Raw genomic sequence first — 21,650 nt, 5'->3', positions numbered from 1 at the left:
TGGTGCCGGATTTCCGGATCGGGGGCTTGCGCGACTCGAAGCGGCCAAGCTGTTGCCAAATCGAAACACGGCCCTTGTCTTTTCCACTATTCGGGCACTTTTTTCGATCATGCGAGTTTAACTTGCGATGATCGGAACTTTTGGAGACGAAAGCCATGTCGAACTATGTGAGCCATTCCAGTCGTCCGCATGAATCGATCCTGCCGCGTGCGCATCGCGATGCCAGCCAGCGCTACCTCGCCTATGGTCCGATTCAGCCGATGGACAGCGATCGCAGCCTGCTCGAACGCCTGATCGACCGTTTCTTCTGAGGCTTTTCCCGCTCCCGCACGCGTCCATGGAGCGTGCCGGACGATGACGACGCGATCCTGCCGCGTGACGCTGGCCGAGGCCAGTCGCCTGCCGCCAGAGCGCTGCAATCACGCCCGTCCGCTATGCCTTTGGACGGCGCGCTCGATCGTCGCCTTGCGCGCAGCGCCTGGCGCTGGCGCTGGTGCTGGTGCCGAGGCTGGTTCCGGCCTTCGATCGCGATCGAAAAGCGCCCCGGTTCATGGTAATTTTTCCCTCCATCTTCTACGCGCAAATACCCGCTAAAGGCGCTTAAACGCTTCTTCGCAGCTCTTGCCGATAATGATGCAATCGATTGAATGCTTCGGGCAACGAAGTCTGAAATGGAAGAGGACGTCTGACGATGGGTGTTTTGCTGCGCGATGCCAACGTGCGTTTCGAAGAATGCCACACGGCCTGGCTGAATGAGCGCGAATTTGTGGAAATCGCCCGCACGCTCAAGACCATGGCAAAGGAGCTGGGTCTCGAGACCGATCCTGTCATCAACGAACTGGTGCACTTTGGCGTCGATGCCGCCTTCGCGATGCTCGCCGTTCTTCCCGACCTCAAATCCCGTCCCGCAACCAGCCGTCCTGGGGCCGGGATCGCCGCGAAGCCCGTGGGAGTGCCATCAGTGCAGTGATGCGGTGCCGCTACCGCGCCTGACCTGAATTCCAGGGCTTCGTCGCGCCGCTCCGTCCCCCCTGACGGAGCGGCGCTTTGGCGTGCCGTCAGGGGGGATGTTTCAAGGGGGGGGCAGCCGCCGGACGCGTGTCTTTCAACCCACGCCGCCGCGGCCTTTTCGTTCAGTCGAGATTGGGCCGCAGCCAGCGCTCGGCCAGCGCGACGTCGACCCCGCGGCGGCGGGCGTAGTCCTCCAGCTGGTCGCGCCCGATCCGCGCGACGCCGAAATACTGGCTTTCGGGGTGCGCGAAGTAGAACCCCGAAACCGCCGAGGTCGGCAGCATGGCCTGGCTTTCGGTGAGCGTGATCCCGGCGTTATCCTGCGCGCGCAGGAGATCGAACAGGATCGGCTTCAACGAATGGTCGGGGCACGCGGGGTAGCCCGGCGCGGGGCGGATGCCGCGGTACTGTTCGCGGATCAGCGCCTCGTTGGTGAGCTGCTCGTCGGGCGCGTAGCCCCACAAGGTGGTGCGCACGTGCTGGTGGAGACGTTCGGCGAAGGCTTCGGCGAAGCGGTCCGCAAGGGCCTTGAGCAGGATGTCCGAATAATCGTCGTGCGCGGCCTTGAAGCGGGCGATATGTTCGTCGATGCCGTGGATGCCCACCGCGAAACCACCCAGCCAGTCGCCCGCCGGGTCGACGAAGTCGGACAGGCAGAAGTTGGCGCGCCCGCGCGACTTTTCGAACTGCTGGCGCAGCATGGGGATGCGCGTGCCGTCGGCCAGCAGGATGTCGTCGCCGTCCTGGTGGCATTCCCAGAAGGCGCACACGCCCTTGGCGGTCAGCCACTTTTCCGCGATGATCGTGTCGAGCATTTTCTGCGCGTCCTCGAAGAGGTTGCGCGCGCTTTCGCCGACCACGTCATCCTCGAGGATGGCGGGGTAGGTGCCCGCCAGCTCCCAGGCGCGGAAGAAGGGCGTCCAGTCGAAAGTCTCGACAAGGTCGGCCAGGTCCCAGTCGTCGAACACGTGGAGGCCCGGCTGGACCGGTGCGGGGGCCTTGTCGGCGAAGTCGGGCTGGTAGGCGTTGGCGCGCGCCTGTTCGATCGGCAGGACGTCCTTCTTGCCTTTGCCCTCACGCGCGACGCGCACTTTCTCGTAGTCGATGGCGACCTGTTCGATGAAGCCGTCCGCCTGCGTGTCGGACAGCAGCTGCGAGGCGACGCCGACCGCGCGGCTGGCGTCGAGCACATGGACCACCGCGCCCTTGTAGGCCGGATCGATGCGCAGTGCGGTGTGGACCTTGGACGTCGTCGCGCCGCCGATCAGCAGCGGGATGGTCATGTCCGCACGCTGCATTTCCTCGGCCACGGTCACCATCTCGTCGAGCGAGGGGGTGATGAGGCCGGACAGGCCGATGATGTCGACCTCTTCCTGCTGCGCGGTCTCGAGGATCTTCGACCAGGGCACCATGACCCCAAGGTCGATCACCTCGTAGCCGTTGCACTGGAGCACGACGCCCACGATGTTCTTGCCGATGTCATGGACGTCGCCCTTGACCGTGGCCATGATGATCCGGCCCTTGGCCTTGGACTTGGCGTCCTTTTCCGCTTCGATGAAGGGGATGAGGTGGGCGACCGCCTTCTTCATCACGCGCGCCGACTTCACCACCTGGGGCAGGAACATCTTGCCCGAGCCGAACAGGTCGCCGACCACGTTCATGCCGTCCATCAGCGGGCCTTCGATCACCTCGATCGGGCGGCCGCCGCGCGCGAAGATGGCCTGGCGGGCTTCTTCGGTATCCTCGACGATGTGGGCGTCGATGCCGCGCACGAGCGCGTGTTCGATGCGCTTGACCGGCTCCCAGGTGCGCCATTCCTGCGTGGCCTTTTCCTGCGCCTTGTCCTGGCCCTTGAAACTTTCGGCCAGTTCGATCAGGCGCTCGGTCGCGCTCTGGTCGCCTTCCTTTGGCTGGCGCATGAGGATGACGTCCTCGCACGCCTCGCGCAGCACCGGGTCGATCTGGTCATAGACGTCGAGCTGGCCGGCGTTGACGATCGCCATGTCGAGCCCGGCGGGGATCGCGTAGTAGAGGAACACCGAGTGCATCGCGCGGCGCACGGTCTCGTTGCCGCGGAAGGAGAACGAGAGGTTGGACAGCCCGCCCGAGAAGTGGACGTGCGGGCAGGCGGCCTTGATCTCGGCCACCGCCTCGATGAAGTCGAGCCCGTAGCGGTCGTGCTCCTCGATGCCGGTGGCGACCGCGAAGACGTTGGGGTCGAAGATGATGTCTTCGGGCGGGAAGCCGATGCCGGTCAGCAGTTTGTAGGCGCGCTTGCAGATTTCCACCTTGCGTGCCTTGGTGTCGGCCTGGCCGGTTTCGTCGAAAGCCATGACCACCACGGCGGCGCCATAGGCCATGCACAGCCGCGCGTGTTCGAGGAAGGGTTCCTCGCCTTCCTTCATCGAGATCGAGTTGACGATGGGCTTGCCCGAGACGCACTTGAGGCCCGCCTCGATCACGTCCCACTTGGACGAATCGATCATGATCGGCACGCGCGCGATGTCGGGCTCGGCGGCGATCAGGTTGAGGAAGGTGGTCATCGCCTCGATCGCGTCGAGCAGACCTTCGTCCATGTTGATGTCGATCACCTGCGCGCCGTTCTCGACCTGCTGGCGGGCGACCTCGATCGCGGCGGCGTAGTCGCCGGCCATGATGAGCTTCTTGAACTTGGCGGAGCCGGTGACGTTGGTGCGCTCGCCGATGTTGACGAAGCGCGAGCCGGTCGCGGCCGGGGTGGTAGTCTGGGTCATGAAGGTCCCCGTTGTCCTTACGTGGCCGGAACGGTGTCGAGCGGGCGGGCGAGCACGAAGTCGTCATAGACGGTGCCGCCGACGTCGAAACTGCGCGAGCCGATCGTCTCGAAGCCGTTCTTGGCGTAGAAATTGAGCGCGCGGTGGTTGTCGTTCTTGACGCCGAGCAGCAGGCGCCGGAAGCCTTCGGCCTGTGTCGTCTCGAGCACGTGGCGCATGAGCACGCTGCCGATCACCGTGCCCTGGAAGCGCGAGAGCAGGTAGATGCGCTTGAGCTCGACGTCGCCGTTCATGGCCTGGTCGAGCTCGGGCTTGCACACCAGCGCATAGCCGACCGGCGCGTGGCCCGGTTCGACTTCGGCAAGCCAGGCGATCGCGCCGCTTTCAAGATACTGGCGGTAGACCTCGGCGCTGTGCGAACGCGTGCAGTGGGCGAGCAGGCCCTGGCCGTCGACCATGCCGGCGAAGGCGTCGAGGAAGGTTGCCGAACCGATCAGCGAGAGGGTTTGCGCATCGTCCAGGGTGGCCCTGCGGATGCGCCAGATGGGCATGTTGGTCATTGCGGGAGTGCTCAGGCGGCCATGGTGAAAGGTTCGAGCCCGGCGAGCCGGGTGACGGGGGCAAGCTGGGGGACGCGGCGCGGGGGCAGCCCCTCGACCGCCTTGGCGATCGCGGCGATGTGCGCCGGGGTCGAACCGCAGCAGCCGCCCAGCGCGTTGACCTGGCCCGCATCGGCCCACTCCTTGACGAAGCTGGCGGTGGTGCCAGGCATCTCGTCGTAGGCGCCCAGTTCGTTGGGCAGGCCTGCGTTGGGGTAGATCATGATGAGGCAGTCGCAGATCTCGGAGAGGACCTTGACGTGCGGGCGCAGCTGGGTCGCCCCGAACGAGCAGTTGAGCCCGATCGTGAGCGGTCTGGCGTGGCGCACCGCGTGCCAGAACGCCTCGACGGTGTGGCCCGAAAGGTTGCGGCCCGACAGGTCGGTCAGCGTCATCGAGAGCATGATCGGCACTTCGCGCCCGATTTCCGCCTCGAGCTGGCGCACCGCCATGATCCCGGCCTTGGCGTTGAGCGTGTCGAACACGGTCTCGATCAGGATGAAGTCCGCACCGCCCTCGACGAGCGCGGCGGCCTGTTCCTTGTAGACGTCGACAAGCGTGTCCCAGTCGATCTCGCGGTAGCCCGGATCGTTGACGTCGGGGCTGAGCGAGAGCGTCTTGTTGGTCGGTCCGATCGCACCGGCGACGAAGCGCGGGCGTCCGTCTTTGGCCTGGAACTCGTCGGCGACGCGGCGGGCGAGCCGGGCGGAGGCGAGGTTGATCTCGCGCACGAGGTGTTCGGCGCCGTAATCGGCCTGGCTGATGCGGTTGGCCGAAAACGTGTTGGTCTCGGCGATGTCCGCGCCCGCCTCGAAGTAGGCGCGGTGGATCGCCTCGGGCACTTCGGGCCTGGTCAGCGCGAGGATGTCGTTGTTGCCCTTCTGGTCATGGCCCAGGTTGAGCGTTCCGGCGTAGTCGGCCTCGGCCAGCTTCCAGTTCTGGATTTCGGTGCCGAAGGCGCCGTCGGTAATGAGGATGCGCTTGGCCGCTTCGGCCAGGAAGGTATCGCGGGCGGACATCAGGCGGGTTCCCCAAGAGGCAGGTGCGGACGAAGGCCGAGCAGCTGGCAGATCGCGTAAGTCTGGTCGGCCTTGTTGAGCGTGTAGAAATGGAAGTTGCGCACGCCCCCGTCGTAAAGGCGCTTGCACAGGTCGGCGGCGGCGACCGCGGCCACCAGTGCGCGCGGACCGGGGCGTTCGTCAAGATCGCTGAACAGCGATTCCAGATAGGCGGGGATCGCGGTGTTGCCCGACATGCGGCGAATCGCGGCAAAGCTGGTCACCGGCATGATCCCCGGCACGATCGGGGCGTCGATCCCGGCCGCCAGCGCCTTGTCGAGAAAGCGGAAGTAGGCGTCGGCGGAGAAGAAGAACTGGGTGATCGCGCGCGTTGCGCCCGCGTCGATCTTGCGCTTGAGGTTGTCGAGGTCGCTCTGCGCGCTCGCCGCCTCGGGGTGGACTTCGGGATAGGCGGCGACCGAAACCTCGAAGTCGTGGCGCGCCTTGAGCCCTTCGACCAGCGCGGCGGCGCTGGCGTAGCCATCGGGATGCGCGCGAAACACGCCGTTGTCCTGCGGCTGCGGATCACCGCGCAGCGCCACGATGTGGCGCACGCCCGCTTCCCAGTACTGGTCGGCGATCTCCGCGATTTCACCCTTGCTCGCGGCGACGCAGGTAAGATGCGCGGCGGGGACCAGCGGGGTTTCCTTGCGGATGCGCGCGACGGTGGCGTGCGTGCGCTCACGCGTGGAGCCGCCCGCGCCATAGGTCACCGAGACGAAGTCGGGCGACAGCGGGGCGAGCTCGGTGATCGCGTCCCACAGCTGCGCTTCCATCTTCTCGCTCTTGGGGGGGAAGAACTCGAACGACACGGCGATGTCCCCGGCCATAGTGCCGAACAGCGGCGCATCGCTCGGCTGCGGGTGGGAAGGGGCCGGGTGGGAGGGGACGGTCATGGTTGGGCGGTCTTTCACTGGAACGGGTCTTGAAGGAGGTGTCGGGGCCGGCGGGCGCCCGGCCGGTCAGGCCTGGGCGTTCTCGACCGGAGGGCTGGCCGGGGTGTCGGCCGGGAGGCTGGGCGCAGGGCTGGCGTTGCGCCGCGCGGTCCAGATCTTCACCGTGAGCGGATCGCCGGGCAGCGCGATGGCGGGTTCGGGGGTGAAGCCCGCGCCCGTCATGAGCCCGGCCATCTGCTCGTCGGAAAAGCCCAGGCGCGCGTGGGCGTGGCGTTCGCGCAGGTCCTCGCGCTCGTGCGCGGCCAGATCGACGATGGCGATTCGCCCACCCTCGCGGGTGACGCGCGCGGCCTCGCCCAGCACGGGACCAGGGGAGGGGGCGAAGTGCAGCACCTGATGAAACAGCACGGTATCGAAAGTCCCCGAATCGAAGGGCAGCTCGGCAAAGTCGCCGCGCACCAGGTCCACTTTGCCCGCGGGCAGCGCCTGCAGGCGCGCGCGGGCGATCTGGAGCATCTCCGGATTGCGGTCGAGCGCGGTGATGTGAACGGCATTTGGCGCCAGAAGTTCAGCCATGCGGCCGGTTCCGGTGCCGATGTCGAGCAGTGCGCCGAGCCCTTGCGGGGCATCGCCGAGCGCGGCGATCAGCGCGGCCTCGACCGGCTCGTCGGCGCCGTGGAGCTGGCGCAGGGTGTCCCATTCCGGGGCATGGCGCGCGAAATAGGCCTGGGCATTGGCCTCGCGCGCCTCGCGGATGGTGGCGAGATGGCGCCGGTCGGTCCGGCAGCGGGTTGCAAATTCGGGATCGTCGCGCTCGGCAATTGCAAGCAGGCGCGCCGCTGCGGCCCCCATCTCGGGCTGCGAGGTGTCGCTCACCGCGCTGCGCAGGAACACCCAGCTGCCTTCCTTGCGGCGCTCGGAAAGACCCGCATCGCACAGGATTCGCACATGGCGCGAGACGCGCGGCTGGCTCTGTCCCAGCACCTGCGCGAGTTCGCCCACGGACAGTTCCATATGGGCGAGCAGGCGCATGATGCGCAGGCGCGTCGGCTCCGAAAGGGCCCTCAGAAGGGGGTCGATTTGCATGGAAGGGGATATAAAGATATCTTTATATCTGCGCAAGCCCACGGGGAACCGCCATTTGCCCCCCCCCTACTTCCTATTTGCGTTGCACCATCGTCTCGTTTAAAGAGTGCGACCGCAGGCTTGCCTGCAAGCGTTGGCCTATGTGCCAAACAATGCAAGGGGATTCGCATGAAGAAGATTGCTCTCGCCGCGTTCGCGTCGGCTGCCGCTCTGGCTCTCGCTGCTTGTGGCGGTAACGCACCGACCGACACCGCTTCGGAGTCGGTTGAGACCGTTCCGAGCGACATGATGACCACGGACGCTCCGACCGAGGTTCCGACCGAGGCGATGTAATCCGTTTGGGGGGCTGTCGGCGCCTCGCGGCGTTCCAGCCCCCCACGGCTTTCCGCTTCGCTTAGGCGAAGCAGCAGGAAAGAACCACTTTCGCAAGTGGACAAAGACCCTCCCGTTTCGGGGGGGTTTTTCGTGTTTGGCGCTTGTTTTCCCCTCGTGGGAAGGCGGGCGGGGGCGTGGGTTTTCATTTGCGCTGGGCGGGCCGGGCGGGCATCACCTGAGACCATGCCCGATGCTCTCAAGATTGCGCTTGGCCAGCTCAACCAGTCGGTGGGCGATGTCGCCGGCAACGCCGAGGCGATTCTCGCCGCCCGGCGCGAGGCGTGGGACGCGGATCTCGTCGTCTTTCCCGAGCTGCATCTGATCGGCTACCCGCCCGAGGATCTGATCCTCAAGCCGGCCCTCGTCGAAAAGGCCGCCGCCGAGCTTGAGCATCTGGCCGAGGCGACCGGACGGCCGGGCAGTCCCGCGCTGCTGGTGGGATCGGCCTTCGTGCGCGATGGTGCGCTGCACAACGGGGTGGCCCTGCTCGACCAGGGGCGAATCGCGGCAGTGCGTTTCAAGCACGAGCTGCCCAACTACGGCACCTTCGACGAGATGCGGCTGTTCCAGCCCGGCCCCTTGCCCGAACCGGTCATCGTGCGCGGCACGATGCTGGGCGTTCCCATCTGCGAGGATATCTGGCGTCCCGAGGTCTGCCGCCATCTTGCCGATTTCGGCGCCGAGATGTTCGTGTGCATCAACGGCAGCCCTTACGAGATCAACAAGGACGTGCTGCGAATCGAAGGCGTTGCCAAGCGTCGCGCGGTCGATACCGGCCTGCCACTGGCCTATCTCAACCGCGTCGGCGGGCAGGACGAGCTGGTGTTCGATGGGGCGAGCTTCGTCGTCAACGGCGACGGATCGCTCGCGGCGCAGGCGCGTGACTGGGAGGAGCAGGTGATCCAGACCCGCTGGACGCGCACCGCCAAGGGCTGGCGTTGCGACCGCGGGGCGATCGCGCCCGCCGCGCTGCATCCCGAAAGTCTCTACTGCGCGATCGTGCTGGCGCTGCGCGACTTCGCCGAGCGCGCAGGCGCGGCGAGAGTCGCGCTGGCCCTCGACGGGTCGCTCGATGCCGCGCTCTGCGCCGCGCTTGCGGTCGATGCGCTGGGGGCTGAGCGGGTGCTGGCGGTCCTCGCCCCGATCGGCGACGGCGAATCGCATGGAGGCGGGGCGGGCATCGCGCTGGCCCGGCTCTGCGCCAGCCGCCTGGGCATCGCGGCGCGCGAGGTGGCCGGGCATGCAGTCTTCGAAGCCGCGCTCGAGGCCTTCGAAGGCGGCGGTGCGGGTGAGGAAGAGCGTCTGGGCGAAGGCGTGCGCGGACTGCTGGTCGCCGCCGAGGCCGAGCGCTGCGGCGCGATGCTGCTGAGCGCGGTCAACAAGACCCAGCTCAGCGTGGGCGCGCGCGGGGATGCGCTGGTCGGGCGCTACGCCCCACTCAAGGATGTCTACGCCGGTACCGTGCGCATGCTGGCGCAGTGGCGCAACGACAGTCCGGCGCGGATCGGCCTGGGGGCGAACGGCGATGTCATTCCCGAAGCGGTGCTGGCCGCGCACGGCGCCGTGCATCACGCGCGCGCGCCCTACCGCGCGCTCGACGCGATGCTCCAGGGGCTGGTCGAGCAGGACAAGAGCATCGACCAGCTCGTCGCCGAAGGGTTCGACCGCGGGGCGCTGCGCGATGTCGAGGAACGCCTCCACCGCGCCGAAGCGGCGCGCCGTCAGGCCCCGCCGGGGGTCAAGCTGACCCCGCGCAATTTCGGACGTGACCGGCGCTATCCGGTGACCCACGCCTTTCGCAGCGCCTGAGCGGCGCACTCCCCGGCCACGCAGCGAGCGGCTACGCAGTTCGCGGCCAGGCAACCAGCGGCCCCGCTGCGCTTTGCCTGCATGCGCGCGCGTGGCATGGCGTGGCGCGCTGCGCATGATGGAGAACGATGATGGGACTGCTGGTCGAAGGGCAATGGCGTGATACCTGGTACGACACCAAGGCGACGGGCGGGGCCTTCCGCCGCTCCGAAGCCGCGTTTCGCGACTGGGTCACCGCCGATGGCGCGCCTGGCCCCGAGGGGCAGGCCGGCTTTGCCGCCGAGCCGGAACGCTACCACCTTTACGTCAGCCTCGCCTGTCCCTGGGCACACCGCACGCTTATCATGCGCGCGCTCAAGGGGCTGGAGGGAATGGTCCCGCTCTCGGTCGTCCACTGGTACATGGGCGAGAACGGCTGGACGTTCGCGCCGGGGCCGGGGGTGGTGCCCGATCCGATCCATCACGCGCGCTTCCTGCACCAGATCTACACCGCCGCCATGCCCGATTACACCGGCCGGGTGACGGTGCCGGTGCTGTGGGACACCCGGCGCGCGACGATCGTCAGCAACGAATCGGCCGAGATCCTGCGCATGTTCAACAGCGCCTTCGATTCTCTGGGCGCGCGCGCGGGGGACTTCTATCCGCCCGCGCTGCGCGCCGAGATCGATGCCGTCAACGCGCGGGTCTACGACACGGTCAACAACGGGGTCTACAAGGCGGGCTTCGCCACCACGCAGGAGGCTTACGAGGCCGCCGTGGTGCCGCTGTTCGAGACGCTCGACTGGCTCGAGGCGCGGCTGGCGACCAGTGGCTATCTGGTGGGCGCTCAATTGACCGAGGCCGATATCCGCCTGTTCACCACTCTGGTGCGTTTCGATGCGGTCTATCACGGCCATTTCAAGTGCAACCTGCGTCCGATTGCCGATTACCCGCGTCTTGCGACGTATCTGCGCGCGTTTTTCCAGATGCCGGGCATTGCCGCGACGGTCGATTTCCAGCACATCAAGGGGCATTATTATCAAAGTCACAAGACAATAAATCCGACCGGCATTGTCCCTGTCGGGCCTGTTCAGGACCTGCACGTTCCCCAGGTGCGCTTCGATACACTTCTTTAGTCGAAGAAAATGTAACAATTTCGTCATGTTGCACTGTGAAATACGCGGAAATCCAAATGCGATCTTGGTAATGTAGACGCACGATCTCTCGTTTCGCGTCTACAAGGTGCAAGTGTGCCGGCAGGCTTTTCGCACGCGGTTGATCCCCTCCCGTCCGGCTTTTTCGCGTATCGCAGGTGCGGGCGATGAGCGCGCTTCTGGTCGCCGGGCGGCGCGTGGTGTTGTTCATCTGCGCGCTTGCGCTGTTCGGCTGGGCGGTGCGTCAGGCTCCGCGCGATCCCGATTCGCTGGTGTTCGAGGGGGCGGACACGCTCGCCCGCGTGCCCGGCCTGATCGGGCAGACGCTGGCGAACCTGGTGCGCGATCCCTTCGTCGAATCGCAGACCCCCGACATCTCGCCCAGGACCGCGCACTACGCGCCGATCGCCAATCATACCGCGCACCGGATCGAAGGGTTGGTGCTGCGCACCGACCTCAAGCGCGCCGCGCCGCAGGCCGGCTGGCGCCTGGTGCAGGGCATTTTCATGATCGATGGCAAGCCGCGCTACGCGGCGCTCGCCATTTCGCCGCGCATGGCGGTCGAGCGGGTCTGGCTGGTCGGATCGGACATGCTCGTGCGGCACCACTTCGCGGTCGGCCAGGCGCCCTATCCGCACGGCTTCGCGCTGCTCGACGATGGCTCGATGCTCTATGCCTTCGACAGCGACTACTTCCCCTTGCGCATCGATTCGTGCGGCAAGCGGGTGTGGTACGGCGATGCGCGCATCACCCACGCCTTCAACCCCGACGATACCGGCAAGTTCGCCTGGGGGATCGGGTCGGAAGACGACATCCGCAAGATCGACCTGGCGACCGGACGCACCGTGCGGCGGATCACCGCGCTCCAGATCGAGGCTGCCAATCCGCAGCTCAGCGTGTTCCAGATGCGCCGGATCGACGACAACGCGGTGGGCGCCAATCCGCGTCGCGACACCGAGCGCTTCTACGACGATGCCTTCCACATCAACGACGCCGAACCACTGCCCGGTGCGCTGGCGGCGGCGTTTCCCGAATTTTCGCAGGGCGACCTGCTGATCAGCATGCGCTCGCTCAACCTCGTCCTGGTGATCGATCCCGAGACGCTGCACGTCAAATGGTTCACCAACGACGTGACCTTGCGCCAGCACGATCCCGACTGGGACGCCGACGGCACGATCAGCGTGTTCGACAACCAGAATGGCCGTTCGTTCAGCCGGATCGTCGCTTTCGATCCCAGCGGCGAGAAAGCCCCGCATGTCCTGCTCGATGGCCAACGCTACGATTTCTACAGCCGGGTGCGCGGCAAGCACCAGCGTCTGCCCGGCGGCGGCCTGCTGGTGACCAGTTCCGAACAGGGGCGCGCGTTCGAGGTGGATGCCTCGGGCCGGCTCGCGTGGGAGCTGGTGGTGCACGACCCGCGCCACCCCGGACGCAATTTCGTGCTGTCCGAAGTTGCTAATTTCCCCAGTGATTCCAAACGTATCGAAAGGGTTCTTGCATGCCCCGTTTCCTGATCTGCTTCGGCCTCCTGGCCGGTCTGATGAGCACCCCGGCGCTGGCCTATGTCGGCCCCGGTTCGGGGCTTGGCATCATCGGCGTGGTGTTCGGCATCATCGGTACGGTGGTGCTCAGCCTGGTCTCGCTGGTGTGGTATCCCATCAAGCGCGCGCATCGGCGCATCCGCGCCGCGCTCGCGCGCGGTGGGAAGTCCGGACGGTGATCCTCGAGGGGCTCCTCCTGATCGTGCTGTGCTGCACGGCAAGCGAGGTGTTCCTGCGTCTGCCGATCGCGCCGCGCGTCGCGCATCTCGCCGGGATCGGGCGTTCGGCCTCGCGGGTCCTGCTTTCGCGCCGGATTTCGGACCATTGGAAGGAGCGTGTCATGCCTCGCCATGCGCTGCGCATGGGGTTGGGGACGGCGGTGCTGGCGGGATGGTTTGCGCTGTTCGCGGCGCTGATCGGGGCGCTGGCCTGGGCTGCGGACCAGCTCGAGCCGGGCTTCGCGGAGGAACTGACGACGCTGCCGGGCCTCGTGGTGTGCTTCTCGGTTTCGGGCGCTTATCTCTTTATGCGGCACACCCTGCGCGGGTGCCGCGCGTGAGCCTGCGATGAGCGAGGCGGTTTCGCACTACACCCTGGCCGACCGCCTGCTGCACCGCCTCGCGCTGGGCCTGCCGGCGCTGGCCGAACTCTCGTTCGATCTCGACCAGAAGGCGAGCGCGGGGCAGCGCGATCGCGCCGCCGTCGCCGCGGGCCAGCACGTCTTCGTGACCGGCCTTGCCCGAGCCGGGACGACGATCCTGCTGCGTTCGATCCACGAGAGCGGGCTGTTCCGCTCGCTCACCTACCGCGACATGCCCTTTCCGCTGGCGCCCAACCTGTGGCAGCGCGTGTCGCGCCGCTGGCAGGCCGAGGCGGTGAGCCGCGAGCGCGCGCACGGTGATCGCATCGCGGCGAGCGTGGAGAGCCCCGAAGCGCTCGAACAGGTGTTCTGGCGCATCCACGCCGGGCACGACTACATCGGGCGCGACGCGCTGCGCCCGCATGATCCCGATGCGCGGCTGCTGGCGCGTTTCCAGGACTACGTCGGTGCGGTGCTGGCCTCGGGAGAGGCAGGGCCGACCCGCTATCTGTCCAAGAACAACAACAACATCCTGCGCCTGCCCGCGCTGCTTGGCGCCTTTCCCGCGGCGCGCTTCGTGATCCCCTTTCGCCGCCCCGAGACGCAGGCCGCCTCGCTCCTGCGCCAGCACCGCCATTTCAGCGCGGTGCAGCGCAAGGAGCCGTTCGTGCGGCGCTACATGGACTGGCTGGTCCACCACGAATTCGGTGAGGGCCATCGCCCCTTCGACTTCGGCCATATGTCTGCTGCGCGCTGGAGCGCGGCCGATCCCAACCACTGGCTGGCGCTGTGGATCGACGTGCACGAGACGCTCTGCGCGCTCGACGCGCCGGGACTGACCTTCGTATGCCACGAAGATCTGTGCCAGCAGCCCGCGGTGTGGGATCGGCTGGTCGACGCGCTGGCGCTCGCCGGGCCGGAGGGGCCATCGCCGCGCCCGGACTTCGTGCTGGCACAAGGCCGGGTCGATCAGCCGTTCGACGCCGAACTGCTGCTGCGCGCCGACGCGCTCTATTCGGCGCTGCGCGAGCGCGGCCGCGTGGCCGGCTGATCCGGGAGGACAGCGGCCGAAGGCGGGAAGGGGGCAACCAGCCTTTGACCTTCCCCGCGCGGCAACGTAATCGCGCTGGCCATGACCACCACGCGCTTTGCACCTTCGCCCACGGGGCTGCTCCACGTCGGCAACATCCGCACCGCCCTGCACAACTGGCTGCTGGCCAAGCGCGCGGGCGGGCGTTTCGTCCTGCGCATTGACGATACCGACGCGGCGCGCTCACGCGAGGACTATGTCGAGGCGATTCGCGCCGATCTCGCCTGGCTTGGCCTCCATCCCGAGGGCGAGGAGCGCCAGTCGGCCCGTTTCGCGCTTTATGAGGCGGAGTTCGAGCGGCTCAAGGCCGCGGGCCGGGTCTATCCGTGCTGGGAAACCCCGCAGGAGCTGGACCTCAAGCGCAAGGTCCTGCTCGGCCGTGGCCTCGCTCCGATCTACGACCGCGCCGCGCTGGCGCTGGGCGAGGATGCGAAGGCCGCGCGCATCGCGGCGGGCGATCTGCCGCACTGGCGCTTCCTGCTCGATCGCGAGGAGGCGATCGGCTGGGACGATGGTGTGCGCGGGCCCCAGAGCTTCGATCCCGCCGCCATGTCCGACCCGGTGATCCGCCGCGCCGACGGTTCGTGGCTCTACATGCTGCCCTCGGTGATCGACGATATCGCGATGGGCGTGACCGACGTCCTGCGCGGTGAGGACCACGTTTCGAACACCGCGACGCAGGTCCAGATGTTCACCGCGCTTGGCGGCACCGTACCGCGCTTCGCGCATGAGGCGCTGCTGGTGGGAACCGAGGGTAAGCTGTCCAAGCGGCTGGGCTCGCTCGGCGTGGCGCAGCTGCGCGAGATGGGGATCGAGCCCGAGGCGCTGATCGCGCTGCTGGCGCGGCTGGGGACGAGCGATCCGGTCGACCCGTCGCTGCGCCTTGCGGGCGCGGCGGCAAGCTTCGACCTTACCCATTTCGGCCGCGCGCCTGCGCGTTTCGACGAGGCCGAGCTCGAGCGGGTCAACGCCGCGATCGTCCACACGCTGTCCTTTGATACCGTGCGCGCGCGCCTGCCCGAGGGCATGAGCGCGGCGGCGTGGGAGGCGATCCGCCCCAATCTGGCGCACGTCCACGAAGCGCACGACTGGTGGCAGGTGGTCACCGGTCCGATCGCCCAGCCCGGTCTTGCGCCGGAGGACAGGCCGTTCCTCGCCGAGGCCGCCGTCGTTCTCGCTGATCTGGCGTGGGACGAAGGCGTGTGGAAGGCGCTTACCGGGGCGCTCAAGGTGCAGACCGGACGCAAGGGCAAGGCGCTGTTCCTGCCGCTGCGCCTTGCGCTGACCGGGATGGAACATGGCCCGGACATGGGCGCGCTGCTGCCGCTGATCGGCCGCGAGGCAGCGCTGGAGCGTCTTCGCGCGGCTTGATGCCGGTCAAGGTTGGAGCGGCCCGCCTGGCCTAGAGCGATTTTCGATCAAATTGCATCAGATCGACCGCTCTAGCCTTTTGTTTTAACGCATTTTCTGAACCGTCAGGTGATTCCACCTGACTGGAAAATGCTCTAGGGTTCGGGTGTGGGCTGGCTCGGCGTGGTTCTCCCAACCGCCGGTCGGGGCTGCGAAACGGACGTGTCCAGCGCGGGGGAAGGCATGGGGGCTTTCCGGCGCGGGACCCGTCTCGTTCGATCTTAGGCTTATTCCATGACCCAGCCGTGGCTGGCCAGCAGCGACTGGCCGGTCAGCGCGTTGCTCGGGAAGGCGGCGAAGAACAGCGCGACTTCGGCGATGTCCTCGACCGTGGTGAACTCGGTGTCGACGGTGTTGCCCAGCATCACCTTGCTGATGACCTCGTCCTCGGAAATGCCCAGTTCCTTGGCCTGTTCGGGGATCTGCTTTTCGACCAGCGGGGTGCGCACGAAGCCGGGGCAGATCACGTTGGTACGTACGCCCTTGGGGCCACCTTCGCGCGCGATCGTGCGGGCCAGACCAAGCAGGCCGTGCTTGGCGGTGACATAGGCGCTCTTGAGCTTGCTGGCGTCCTTGGAATGGACCGAGCCCATGAACAGGATTGCGCCCGAGCCCTGCTTGTACATGTGCGGGATCACCGCCTTGGAGGTGAGGAAGGCGCCGTCGAGGTGGATCGCGAGCATCTTCTTCCAGTCGGAAAACTTGAACTCCTCGATCGGGTTGACGATCTGGATGCCGGCGTTCGACACCAGTACGTCGACCGTTCCCCAGGCCTCGACCACCGCGGCAACACCGTCGTTGACGGCATCCTCGCTGGTGACGTCCATGACCAGCGCCTTGGTGTCGGTGCCATAGGCGTCCTTGATTTCGTCAGCGGCCTTTTGCGCGGCGTCGGCGTTGAGGTCGGCAATCGCGACCTTGGCGCCTTCGGACGCGTACTTGTGCGCGATCGCGAGGCCCAGACCGCTCGCGGCGCCGGTGACGATGCAAACCTTGTCCTTGAGCTTCATGTCGTCTTCTCTCTCCTGTTTTCTCTCTTGGGGCAGCTTCCGGAGACCACCGCTTGGTGGGCTGCGTGGTAGGGCTCAGCCGCGCGGGCGGTCGCCGGCCAGGTCGAACGTGGCGATTTCGTCCGGCTCGATCTTTCGGTCAATCCAGTCGGGATGCTCGAGCGAGTAGATGGCGTCGGCCTTGCCGGCCTGCCAGTGCTCGTCGACCGTCATGCGGGAGAACTCGTAGTCCTTTGAATTGGTTTCATAGCCGCGCGGGCGATTGATGAGGTGCATGACCGCGACCGGACCTTCGGGACGGCAGGCGAGCAGCTTCTTGAGATCGGGATCGTCCTGCAGTTCCTCGGGCAGCTTGTGCGCCAGGCGCCGGGCCGCGCCGCGCAGTTGCTGGAGCCGCCGCGACATGTCGGTGCCCAGCCGGGTGCGGCTGGAGAAGCGGATGTCCTTTTCGCGCTGGGCGACATCGGCCATCGTGCGCGGCACGTCTCCGCGCGCGGAGAACAGGTCGATCTGAAACACTTCCATCGCGCAGGGTGGCCGGTTGTCGAGCACGTATTGCAGCGGGGTGTTGGAAACCAGGCCGCCGTCCCAGTACCACTCCCCGTCGATCTCGACCGGGGGGAAGCCGGGGGGCAGCGCGCCGCTCGCCATGATGTGTTCGGGGCCGATCGGGCGCTCGAAATTGTCGAAATAGACAAAGTTGCCGTTGAGCACGTTGACCGCACCGGTGCTCAGGCGAACCTCGCCGCGGTTGATTCGCTCGAAGTCCACCAGTTCGAGCAGGCTGTCGCGCAAGGGGGCGGTGTCATAAAGCGACAGGCGGCTGAAATCGTTGGGCCATTCGGGCAGGGGCGGGGGGAAGCGGGGGTTGAAGAAGCCGGGAATGCCGATCGTCGAGGCGATCATCGAGGAGGCTTCGTTGTAGGCGCGCCGGGCAAAGCCGATCGGTTCGTCGAGCTTGTAGAGCAGCTGCGAGGAGGCGCGGTGCCAGAACGTGCGCAGCGCCTTGACCCGCTCACCCACCGGGTTGCCCGCGATGATCGCGGCGTTGATCGCGCCGATCGAGATGCCCGAAATCCAGTCGGGACGCATGTCCTCGGCGGCGAGCGCTTCGTAGACACCGGCCTGGTAGGCGCCGAGCGCGCCGCCGCCCTGGAGCACCAGCGCCGTGTAAGTGCCGGTTTCGCGGCCGGAACGGCTGGCCGAGGCGGCCCAGTGGGCGCGCAGCGATTTGTCGTGAAAGTTCATGGGCGCTCCCGTCAGTCCGGACTTGGGGATGTTGCAATGCAACATATGGTGCATCGGCCCCGATTTACAACTGATGAAGCGCCAATGTTCCCGCCGACAGGGCCTGGGGCGTGCTTGCCGTCAGGTCGCGACCGTCTCGGCGACGGCCTCGCTCGCGGCCTCGAGCATACGCCGTTCGAGCGCCTTGAGCCGGTTGCTCGAGGCGATCTTCTCGCCCAGCAGGTCGGTCACGTAGAACGTGTCGACCGCGCGTTCGCCATAGGTCGCGATATGCGCCGAATAGACCATCAGCTTGGCTTCGAACAGCGCGTGGGCCAGCCGGTTGAGGAGGGCCGGACGGTCGCGCGCGGTCACTTCGACCACGGTGAAGCGGTTCGAGGCGCCGTTGTCGAACAGCACGCGCGGGCGCACCTCGAAGGCGTCGGCGCGCGGGCGCACCTCCGGCTTGGCGACCAGCTGGGGCAGGATCTTGATGCGGTTGGCAAGCGCGTTCTCGATCGAGGAGCGCAGCCGGTCGAGCTGGCTGTCCTCGCTGAACGGGCGGCCGAGCGGGTCCTGCACCAGGAAGTTGTCGACCGCGCGGCCGGTGCGTGTGGTGTGGATGCGCGCGTCGATGATGTTGCCGCCCGCAAGGTGAATGCCCCCCGCGATGCGGTAGAACAGGCCCGGATGGTCCGAGGCGATCACTGTCACCAGCGTCGCGCCGCGTGCGGGGTAGTATTCGGTCTGGATCGAGAGCGGATCATCGTCGGCGGCGAGCAACTGGGCGAGGTTCTTGGAAATGACGTCCTCGGGCTCGGCGATCCAGTAGGCGTCGATGAACTTGCCGCCCACCTTTTCGACCAGCGCGGCGTTTTCGGGGGCGAGGGCGCGCACCGCCTCCTTCTTCGCCTCGACCCGCTGCTCGCGGCCGAACTGCGCGTGGCCCAGCCGCAGGCGTTCCTCGGCGGCGTTGTAGAGCGCGGCGATGAGCTGGCGCTTCCACGAGTTCCAGGTGCCCGGACCCACCGCGCGGATGTCGACGATGGTGAGCAGGGTGAGCTGGCGCAGGCGGTCGAGCGATTCCATCTTCTCGACGAAATCGAAGATCGTCTTGGCGTCCGACAGGTCGCGCTTGAAGGCGGTGGCGGCGAGCAGCAGGTGGTAGCGCACCAGCCAGGAAACCAGTTCGGTCTCTTCCTCGTCGAAGCCGAAGCGCGGGCACAAATTGAGCGCGATTTCGGCACCGAGCACCGAGTGATCGCCGCCACGCCCCTTGGCGATGTCGTGGAGCAGCACCGAGGCGTAGAGCGCGCGGCGCGAGCGCACCTTGCCGATGATGCCCACCGCGAGCGGATGGTCGTCCTTGAGCTCGCCCTTTTCGATCCGGGAAAGCAGGCCGATGGCGCGGATGGTGTGTTCGTCCACCGTGTAGTGGTGGTACATGTCGAACTGCATCTGCGCGTTGACGCGGCCGAATTCGGTGATGAAGCGGCCGAACACCCCCGCCTCGTTGAACCAGCGCAGCACGCCTTCGGGATCGTTGCGGCTGGTCAGCAGTTCGAGGAACAGCGCGTTGGCGCGCGGATCGTGGCGCACCTCCTCCTTGATCAGCGCGGCGTCGTGCTGGATCTGGCGCATGGTCTCGGGATGGACCTCGAGCCCTTCCTTGTCGGCGATCACGAAGATCTCGATCATGCGCACCGGATCGGCGGCGAACCAGTCGTCCGAAGGCGCCTTGATGCGCCCGCCGAAGACCTTGTAGCCCTTGACCACGCGCTCCTTGGCCTTGAACCCGGCGAGCAAGCCGCGCGGCTGGCGCTTGGCGAACTGTTCGTCGAGCTGGGCGAGGAAGACGCCGGTTAGGCTGCCCACGGTCTTGGCCTGGAGAAAGAACATGTGCATGAACCGCTCGACCGCGCTTTTGCCGGGGCGGTCGGTGTAGTTCATGCGCGAGGCGACCTCGCGCTGGAGGTCGAAGGTCAGCCGGTCCTCGGCGCGTCGGGTGATCGTGTGCAGGTGGCAGCGCACCGCCCAGAAGAAGTTCTCCGCGCGGCGGAAGGCGAGGTATTCCTTGCGGCTGAACAGCCCGGCGTCGACCAGTTCGCCCGGATCGCGCACATGGTGCATGTACTTGCCGATCCAGTAGAGCGTGTGCAGGTCGCGCAGGCCCCCCTTGCCCTCCTTGATGTTCGGCTCGACGACATAGCGGCTGTCGCCCATGCGCTTGTGGCGTTCTTCGCGCTCGGCCAGCTTCTCGACCACGAACTGGCGTTCGGTGCCCGAGACCACGTCGCGCCAGAAGCGCGCCTGCGCTTCCTCGTAGAGGTCCTGGTCGCCCCACACGTAGCGCCCTTCGAGCATCGCGGTGCGGATGGTGAGGTCGGACTTGGCCATGCGCACCATGTCGTCGAGCGAGCGGCTCGAATGGCCGACCTTGAGCGCCAGGTCCCACATGAAATAGAGCATCGCCTCGATCACCTGCTCGCACCAGGCGGTGTGCTTGATCGGGGTCAGGAAGGCGATGTCAACGTCCGAATGCGGGGCCATTTCGCCGCGCCCGTAGCCGCCCACCGCCATGAAGCACAGCCGCTCACCCTTCGAGCGGTTGCTGGCCGGGTAGACGTGCTTGACGACATGGTCGTGGATCACGCGCAGCAGCTGGTCGGTCAGGAACGCCTGCGCCTCGGCGACCTCGTGCCCGGCGGAGGGCTTTTCGCGCAGCCGGCGCGAGATTTCCGCACGCCCATCGCCCAGCGCGGTGCGCATCGTCTCGACGATGAACGGGCGCGCCTTGGCCGCGCCATAGGCGGCGACGAGCTTGTCGATCGTCTGGACCAGTTCGCGCCGGTCGATCACGGAGCGGGGCGAGGGAATACGGATGACACTCATGACCCGGCGCTTCTAGACCGACCGGGGCCGGAGAGGAACCCGTCGCAAGGGCGCGCGGGTGCCAAATTTTCCCTCGGTTTGCCGCGTATTTTGCGCGGGCCGCTGCATTTGGCGGCTACCATCGGCAAGACGGCTATGCCAGAAGGCGGCGCAAGCGTCCGCTCGTCGGCTGGCCAAAGGCCGCGCGAGGCTGCAAAACGAATCAACGAGGTCCAAGGCAATTGTCCCTGACAACTCTGGCTGTCGCCGCCGCCGCGCAAGCGCATGAACCGATCTACTGGGTGAACCTGGGGCTCAAGAGCTACGTCTTCCAGATCGGCAGTTTCGAATTGCGCTGGTACTCGCTGGCCTATCTTGCGGGCATCATCCTGGCCTACTGGCAGGTCTCGCGCATGATCCGCCAGCCCGGCGCGCCGATGGCCCAGCGCCATGTCGACGACCTGTTCTTCTACTGCACGATCGGGGTGATCCTGGGCGGACGGCTGGGCTATGCAACCTTCTACACCGGCGGGGATACCGGCATTCCCAGCCTCTGGGCGCACCCTTCCGAGCTCGTCAAGCTGTGGCACGGGGGCATGAGCTTCCACGGCGGGCTGATCGGCGTGACGCTGGCGATGGCCTACGTCGCCTGGCGCGGCAAGCTCAACTTCCTGCGCGTGGTGGACTACGTGGCGGTCTGCGTGCCGTTCGGGATGATGTTCGGGCGGCTCGCCAACTTCGTCAACGGCGAGCTGTGGGGCCGGGTCGTGGTCAACTACGTGCCCTGGGAAATGGTCTTCCCCGATGCCCCCGACCAGCTGCCGCGCCATCCCAGCCAGCTTTACGAAGCGGGGCTGGAGGGGCTGATGATGATCCTCATCATGCTGCCGCTGTTCTGGAAGACGCGCGCGCGGTTCCGCCCCGGAATGCTGGCGGGCGTGTTCGTGACCGGGATCGCCTGCGCGCGCTTCATCGTCGAGTTCTTCCGCGAGCCCGACGCCCAGCTGGAAACCTTCGCGCACGAGACCGGGCTGTCGATGGGCCAGTGGCTGACGATCCCGCTCATCCTGCTGGGCCTGACGCTGGTCGGCCGCGCGCTGGCGCGCCCTTCGCTTGGTGCCGCGCGCTTGCCCGAAGCCGGCGCACCCGCCGCAGCCGGGGAAACGGGCGGAGAAACGGGCGGGGCGGCCGAGTGAGCGCA

At 66.9% G+C, this 21,650-nt stretch carries 19 protein-coding genes; 11 read left to right on the top strand and 8 right to left on the bottom strand.

The annotated features are described in order from the left end of the window. Positions 1 to 155 precede the first annotated feature (155 nt). Both MTR62_RS05325 and MTR62_RS05320 read left to right on the top strand, forming a co-directional pair. Positions 156 to 311 (top strand): hypothetical protein, encoded by a 156-nt coding sequence (locus MTR62_RS05325; RefSeq protein ID WP_244017712.1) that lies wholly within the window; start codon positions 156 to 158, stop codon positions 309 to 311. 380 nt (positions 312 to 691) lie between these two features. Next, positions 692 to 970 (top strand): hypothetical protein, encoded by a 279-nt coding sequence (locus MTR62_RS05320; protein WP_244017710.1) that lies wholly within the window; start codon positions 692 to 694, stop codon positions 968 to 970. Positions 971 to 1,133: 163 nt separating this feature from the next. On the opposite strand, the gene metH is transcribed toward MTR62_RS05320, so the two are convergent. The 5 genes from metH to MTR62_RS05295 form a co-directional block, all read right to left on the bottom strand. Next, positions 1,134 to 3,764 (bottom strand): methionine synthase, encoded by a 2,631-nt coding sequence (metH, locus tag MTR62_RS05315; RefSeq protein WP_244017708.1) that lies wholly within the window; start codon positions 3,762 to 3,764, stop codon positions 1,134 to 1,136. A gap of 17 nt (positions 3,765 to 3,781) precedes the next feature. Continuing rightward, positions 3,782 to 4,324: a GNAT family N-acetyltransferase gene (locus tag MTR62_RS05310; RefSeq protein WP_244017706.1), complete on the bottom strand. Its 543-nt coding sequence runs from the start codon at positions 4,322 to 4,324 to the stop codon at positions 3,782 to 3,784. Between the two features lie 11 nt (positions 4,325 to 4,335). Continuing rightward, positions 4,336 to 5,382: a homocysteine S-methyltransferase family protein gene (locus MTR62_RS05305; RefSeq protein WP_244017705.1), complete on the bottom strand. Its 1,047-nt coding sequence runs from the start codon at positions 5,380 to 5,382 to the stop codon at positions 4,336 to 4,338. Continuing rightward, positions 5,382 to 6,317, bottom strand: a complete 936-nt coding sequence (gene metF / locus MTR62_RS05300; protein WP_244017703.1) for a methylenetetrahydrofolate reductase [NAD(P)H] — start codon at positions 6,315 to 6,317, stop codon at positions 5,382 to 5,384. The genes MTR62_RS05305 and metF overlap by 1 nt, the downstream gene beginning before the upstream one ends. A gap of 66 nt (positions 6,318 to 6,383) precedes the next feature. Then, positions 6,384 to 7,403 (bottom strand): ArsR/SmtB family transcription factor, encoded by a 1,020-nt coding sequence (locus tag MTR62_RS05295; RefSeq protein ID WP_244017700.1) that lies wholly within the window; start codon positions 7,401 to 7,403, stop codon positions 6,384 to 6,386. 168 nt (positions 7,404 to 7,571) lie between these two features. On the opposite strand from MTR62_RS05295, the gene MTR62_RS05290 reads away from it, so the two are divergent. From MTR62_RS05290 to gltX, 8 genes are all read left to right on the top strand, one after another. Further along, complete coding sequence (locus tag MTR62_RS05290; RefSeq protein WP_244017698.1) at positions 7,572 to 7,736, top strand: hypothetical protein; 165 nt, start codon at positions 7,572 to 7,574, stop codon at positions 7,734 to 7,736. A 225-nt stretch (positions 7,737 to 7,961) separates the two neighbouring features. After that, positions 7,962 to 9,587 carry an NAD+ synthase gene (locus MTR62_RS05285; protein WP_244017696.1) on the top strand — a complete coding sequence of 542 codons (1,626 nt, stop codon included), beginning with the start codon at positions 7,962 to 7,964 and terminating at the stop codon, positions 9,585 to 9,587. Positions 9,588 to 9,718: 131 nt separating this feature from the next. Then, positions 9,719 to 10,702 (top strand): glutathione S-transferase family protein, encoded by a 984-nt coding sequence (locus MTR62_RS05280; protein WP_244017737.1) that lies wholly within the window; start codon positions 9,719 to 9,721, stop codon positions 10,700 to 10,702. 185 nt (positions 10,703 to 10,887) lie between these two features. Next, complete coding sequence (locus MTR62_RS05275) at positions 10,888 to 12,234, top strand: arylsulfotransferase family protein (RefSeq protein ID WP_244017694.1); 1,347 nt, start codon at positions 10,888 to 10,890, stop codon at positions 12,232 to 12,234. Further along, positions 12,219 to 12,440: a hypothetical protein gene (locus MTR62_RS05270; protein ID WP_244017692.1), complete on the top strand. Its 222-nt coding sequence runs from the start codon at positions 12,219 to 12,221 to the stop codon at positions 12,438 to 12,440. The genes MTR62_RS05275 and MTR62_RS05270 overlap by 16 nt, the downstream gene beginning before the upstream one ends. Continuing rightward, the gene (locus MTR62_RS05265; RefSeq protein WP_244017690.1) at positions 12,437 to 12,820 is read left to right on the top strand and encodes a hypothetical protein; all 384 of its coding nucleotides are present in this window, start codon (positions 12,437 to 12,439) and stop codon (positions 12,818 to 12,820) included. The genes MTR62_RS05270 and MTR62_RS05265 overlap by 4 nt, the downstream gene beginning before the upstream one ends. A 7-nt stretch (positions 12,821 to 12,827) precedes the next feature. Next, positions 12,828 to 13,892 carry a sulfotransferase gene (locus tag MTR62_RS05260; RefSeq protein WP_244017688.1) on the top strand — a complete coding sequence of 355 codons (1,065 nt, stop codon included), beginning with the start codon at positions 12,828 to 12,830 and terminating at the stop codon, positions 13,890 to 13,892. Positions 13,893 to 13,973: 81 nt separating this feature from the next. Next, positions 13,974 to 15,302: a glutamate--tRNA ligase gene (gltX, locus tag MTR62_RS05255; protein WP_244017686.1), complete on the top strand. Its 1,329-nt coding sequence runs from the start codon at positions 13,974 to 13,976 to the stop codon at positions 15,300 to 15,302. Positions 15,303 to 15,568: 266 nt separating this feature from the next. Here gltX and MTR62_RS05250 read toward each other — a convergent pair whose 3' ends face one another. From MTR62_RS05250 to MTR62_RS05240, 3 genes are all read right to left on the bottom strand, one after another. Then, complete coding sequence (locus MTR62_RS05250; protein WP_244017683.1) at positions 15,569 to 16,351, bottom strand: 3-hydroxybutyrate dehydrogenase; 783 nt, start codon at positions 16,349 to 16,351, stop codon at positions 15,569 to 15,571. Between the two features lie 75 nt (positions 16,352 to 16,426). Further along, complete coding sequence (locus MTR62_RS05245; protein ID WP_244017681.1) at positions 16,427 to 17,599, bottom strand: DUF3734 domain-containing protein; 1,173 nt, start codon at positions 17,597 to 17,599, stop codon at positions 16,427 to 16,429. 120 nt (positions 17,600 to 17,719) lie between these two features. Next, a complete protein-coding gene (locus MTR62_RS05240) occupies positions 17,720 to 20,470 on the bottom strand; it encodes a [protein-PII] uridylyltransferase (protein ID WP_244017679.1) in 2,751 nt (916 codons plus the stop codon). 221 nt (positions 20,471 to 20,691) lie between these two features. Between MTR62_RS05240 and lgt the strand changes: the two genes are divergently transcribed. Beyond that, positions 20,692 to 21,645 (top strand): prolipoprotein diacylglyceryl transferase, encoded by a 954-nt coding sequence (gene lgt, locus MTR62_RS05235; RefSeq protein WP_244017677.1) that lies wholly within the window; start codon positions 20,692 to 20,694, stop codon positions 21,643 to 21,645. Positions 21,646 to 21,650: the final 5 nt, after the last annotated feature.

The organism is Novosphingobium organovorum (assembly GCF_022832435.1).
GTDB classification, from domain to species: domain Bacteria; phylum Pseudomonadota; class Alphaproteobacteria; order Sphingomonadales; family Sphingomonadaceae; genus Novosphingobium; species Novosphingobium organovorum.
Note: the sequence above shows the minus strand (reverse complement) of the source record. Positions and strands in the feature narration are given on the sequence as shown.

Excerpts from the sequence above, each read along its gene's own strand:
- MTR62_RS05290 (WP_244017698.1), top strand. The coding sequence starts at position 7,572 with ATGAAGAAGATTGCTCTCGCCGCGTTCGCGTCGGCTGCCGCTCTGGCT.
- MTR62_RS05325 (WP_244017712.1), top strand. The coding sequence starts at position 156 with ATGTCGAACTATGTGAGCCATTCCAGTCGTCCGCATGAATCGATCCTG.
- metF (WP_244017703.1), bottom strand. The coding sequence starts at position 6,317 with ATGACCGTCCCCTCCCACCCGGCCCCTTCCCACCCGCAGCCGAGCGAT.
- MTR62_RS05310 (WP_244017706.1), bottom strand. The coding sequence starts at position 4,324 with ATGACCAACATGCCCATCTGGCGCATCCGCAGGGCCACCCTGGACGAT.
- MTR62_RS05250 (WP_244017683.1), bottom strand. The coding sequence starts at position 16,351 with ATGAAGCTCAAGGACAAGGTTTGCATCGTCACCGGCGCCGCGAGCGGT.
- MTR62_RS05305 (WP_244017705.1), bottom strand. The coding sequence starts at position 5,382 with ATGTCCGCCCGCGATACCTTCCTGGCCGAAGCGGCCAAGCGCATCCTC.
- MTR62_RS05245 (WP_244017681.1), bottom strand. The coding sequence starts at position 17,599 with ATGAACTTTCACGACAAATCGCTGCGCGCCCACTGGGCCGCCTCGGCC.
- MTR62_RS05275 (WP_244017694.1), top strand. The coding sequence starts at position 10,888 with ATGAGCGCGCTTCTGGTCGCCGGGCGGCGCGTGGTGTTGTTCATCTGC.
- gltX (WP_244017686.1), top strand. The coding sequence starts at position 13,974 with ATGACCACCACGCGCTTTGCACCTTCGCCCACGGGGCTGCTCCACGTC.
- MTR62_RS05280 (WP_244017737.1), top strand. The coding sequence starts at position 9,719 with ATGGGACTGCTGGTCGAAGGGCAATGGCGTGATACCTGGTACGACACC.
- MTR62_RS05320 (WP_244017710.1), top strand. The coding sequence starts at position 692 with ATGGGTGTTTTGCTGCGCGATGCCAACGTGCGTTTCGAAGAATGCCAC.
- MTR62_RS05260 (WP_244017688.1), top strand. The coding sequence starts at position 12,828 with ATGAGCGAGGCGGTTTCGCACTACACCCTGGCCGACCGCCTGCTGCAC.
- MTR62_RS05285 (WP_244017696.1), top strand. The coding sequence starts at position 7,962 with ATGCCCGATGCTCTCAAGATTGCGCTTGGCCAGCTCAACCAGTCGGTG.
- MTR62_RS05240 (WP_244017679.1), bottom strand. The coding sequence starts at position 20,470 with ATGAGTGTCATCCGTATTCCCTCGCCCCGCTCCGTGATCGACCGGCGC.
- MTR62_RS05270 (WP_244017692.1), top strand. The coding sequence starts at position 12,219 with ATGCCCCGTTTCCTGATCTGCTTCGGCCTCCTGGCCGGTCTGATGAGC.
- metH (WP_244017708.1), bottom strand. The coding sequence starts at position 3,764 with ATGACCCAGACTACCACCCCGGCCGCGACCGGCTCGCGCTTCGTCAAC.
- MTR62_RS05295 (WP_244017700.1), bottom strand. The coding sequence starts at position 7,403 with ATGCAAATCGACCCCCTTCTGAGGGCCCTTTCGGAGCCGACGCGCCTG.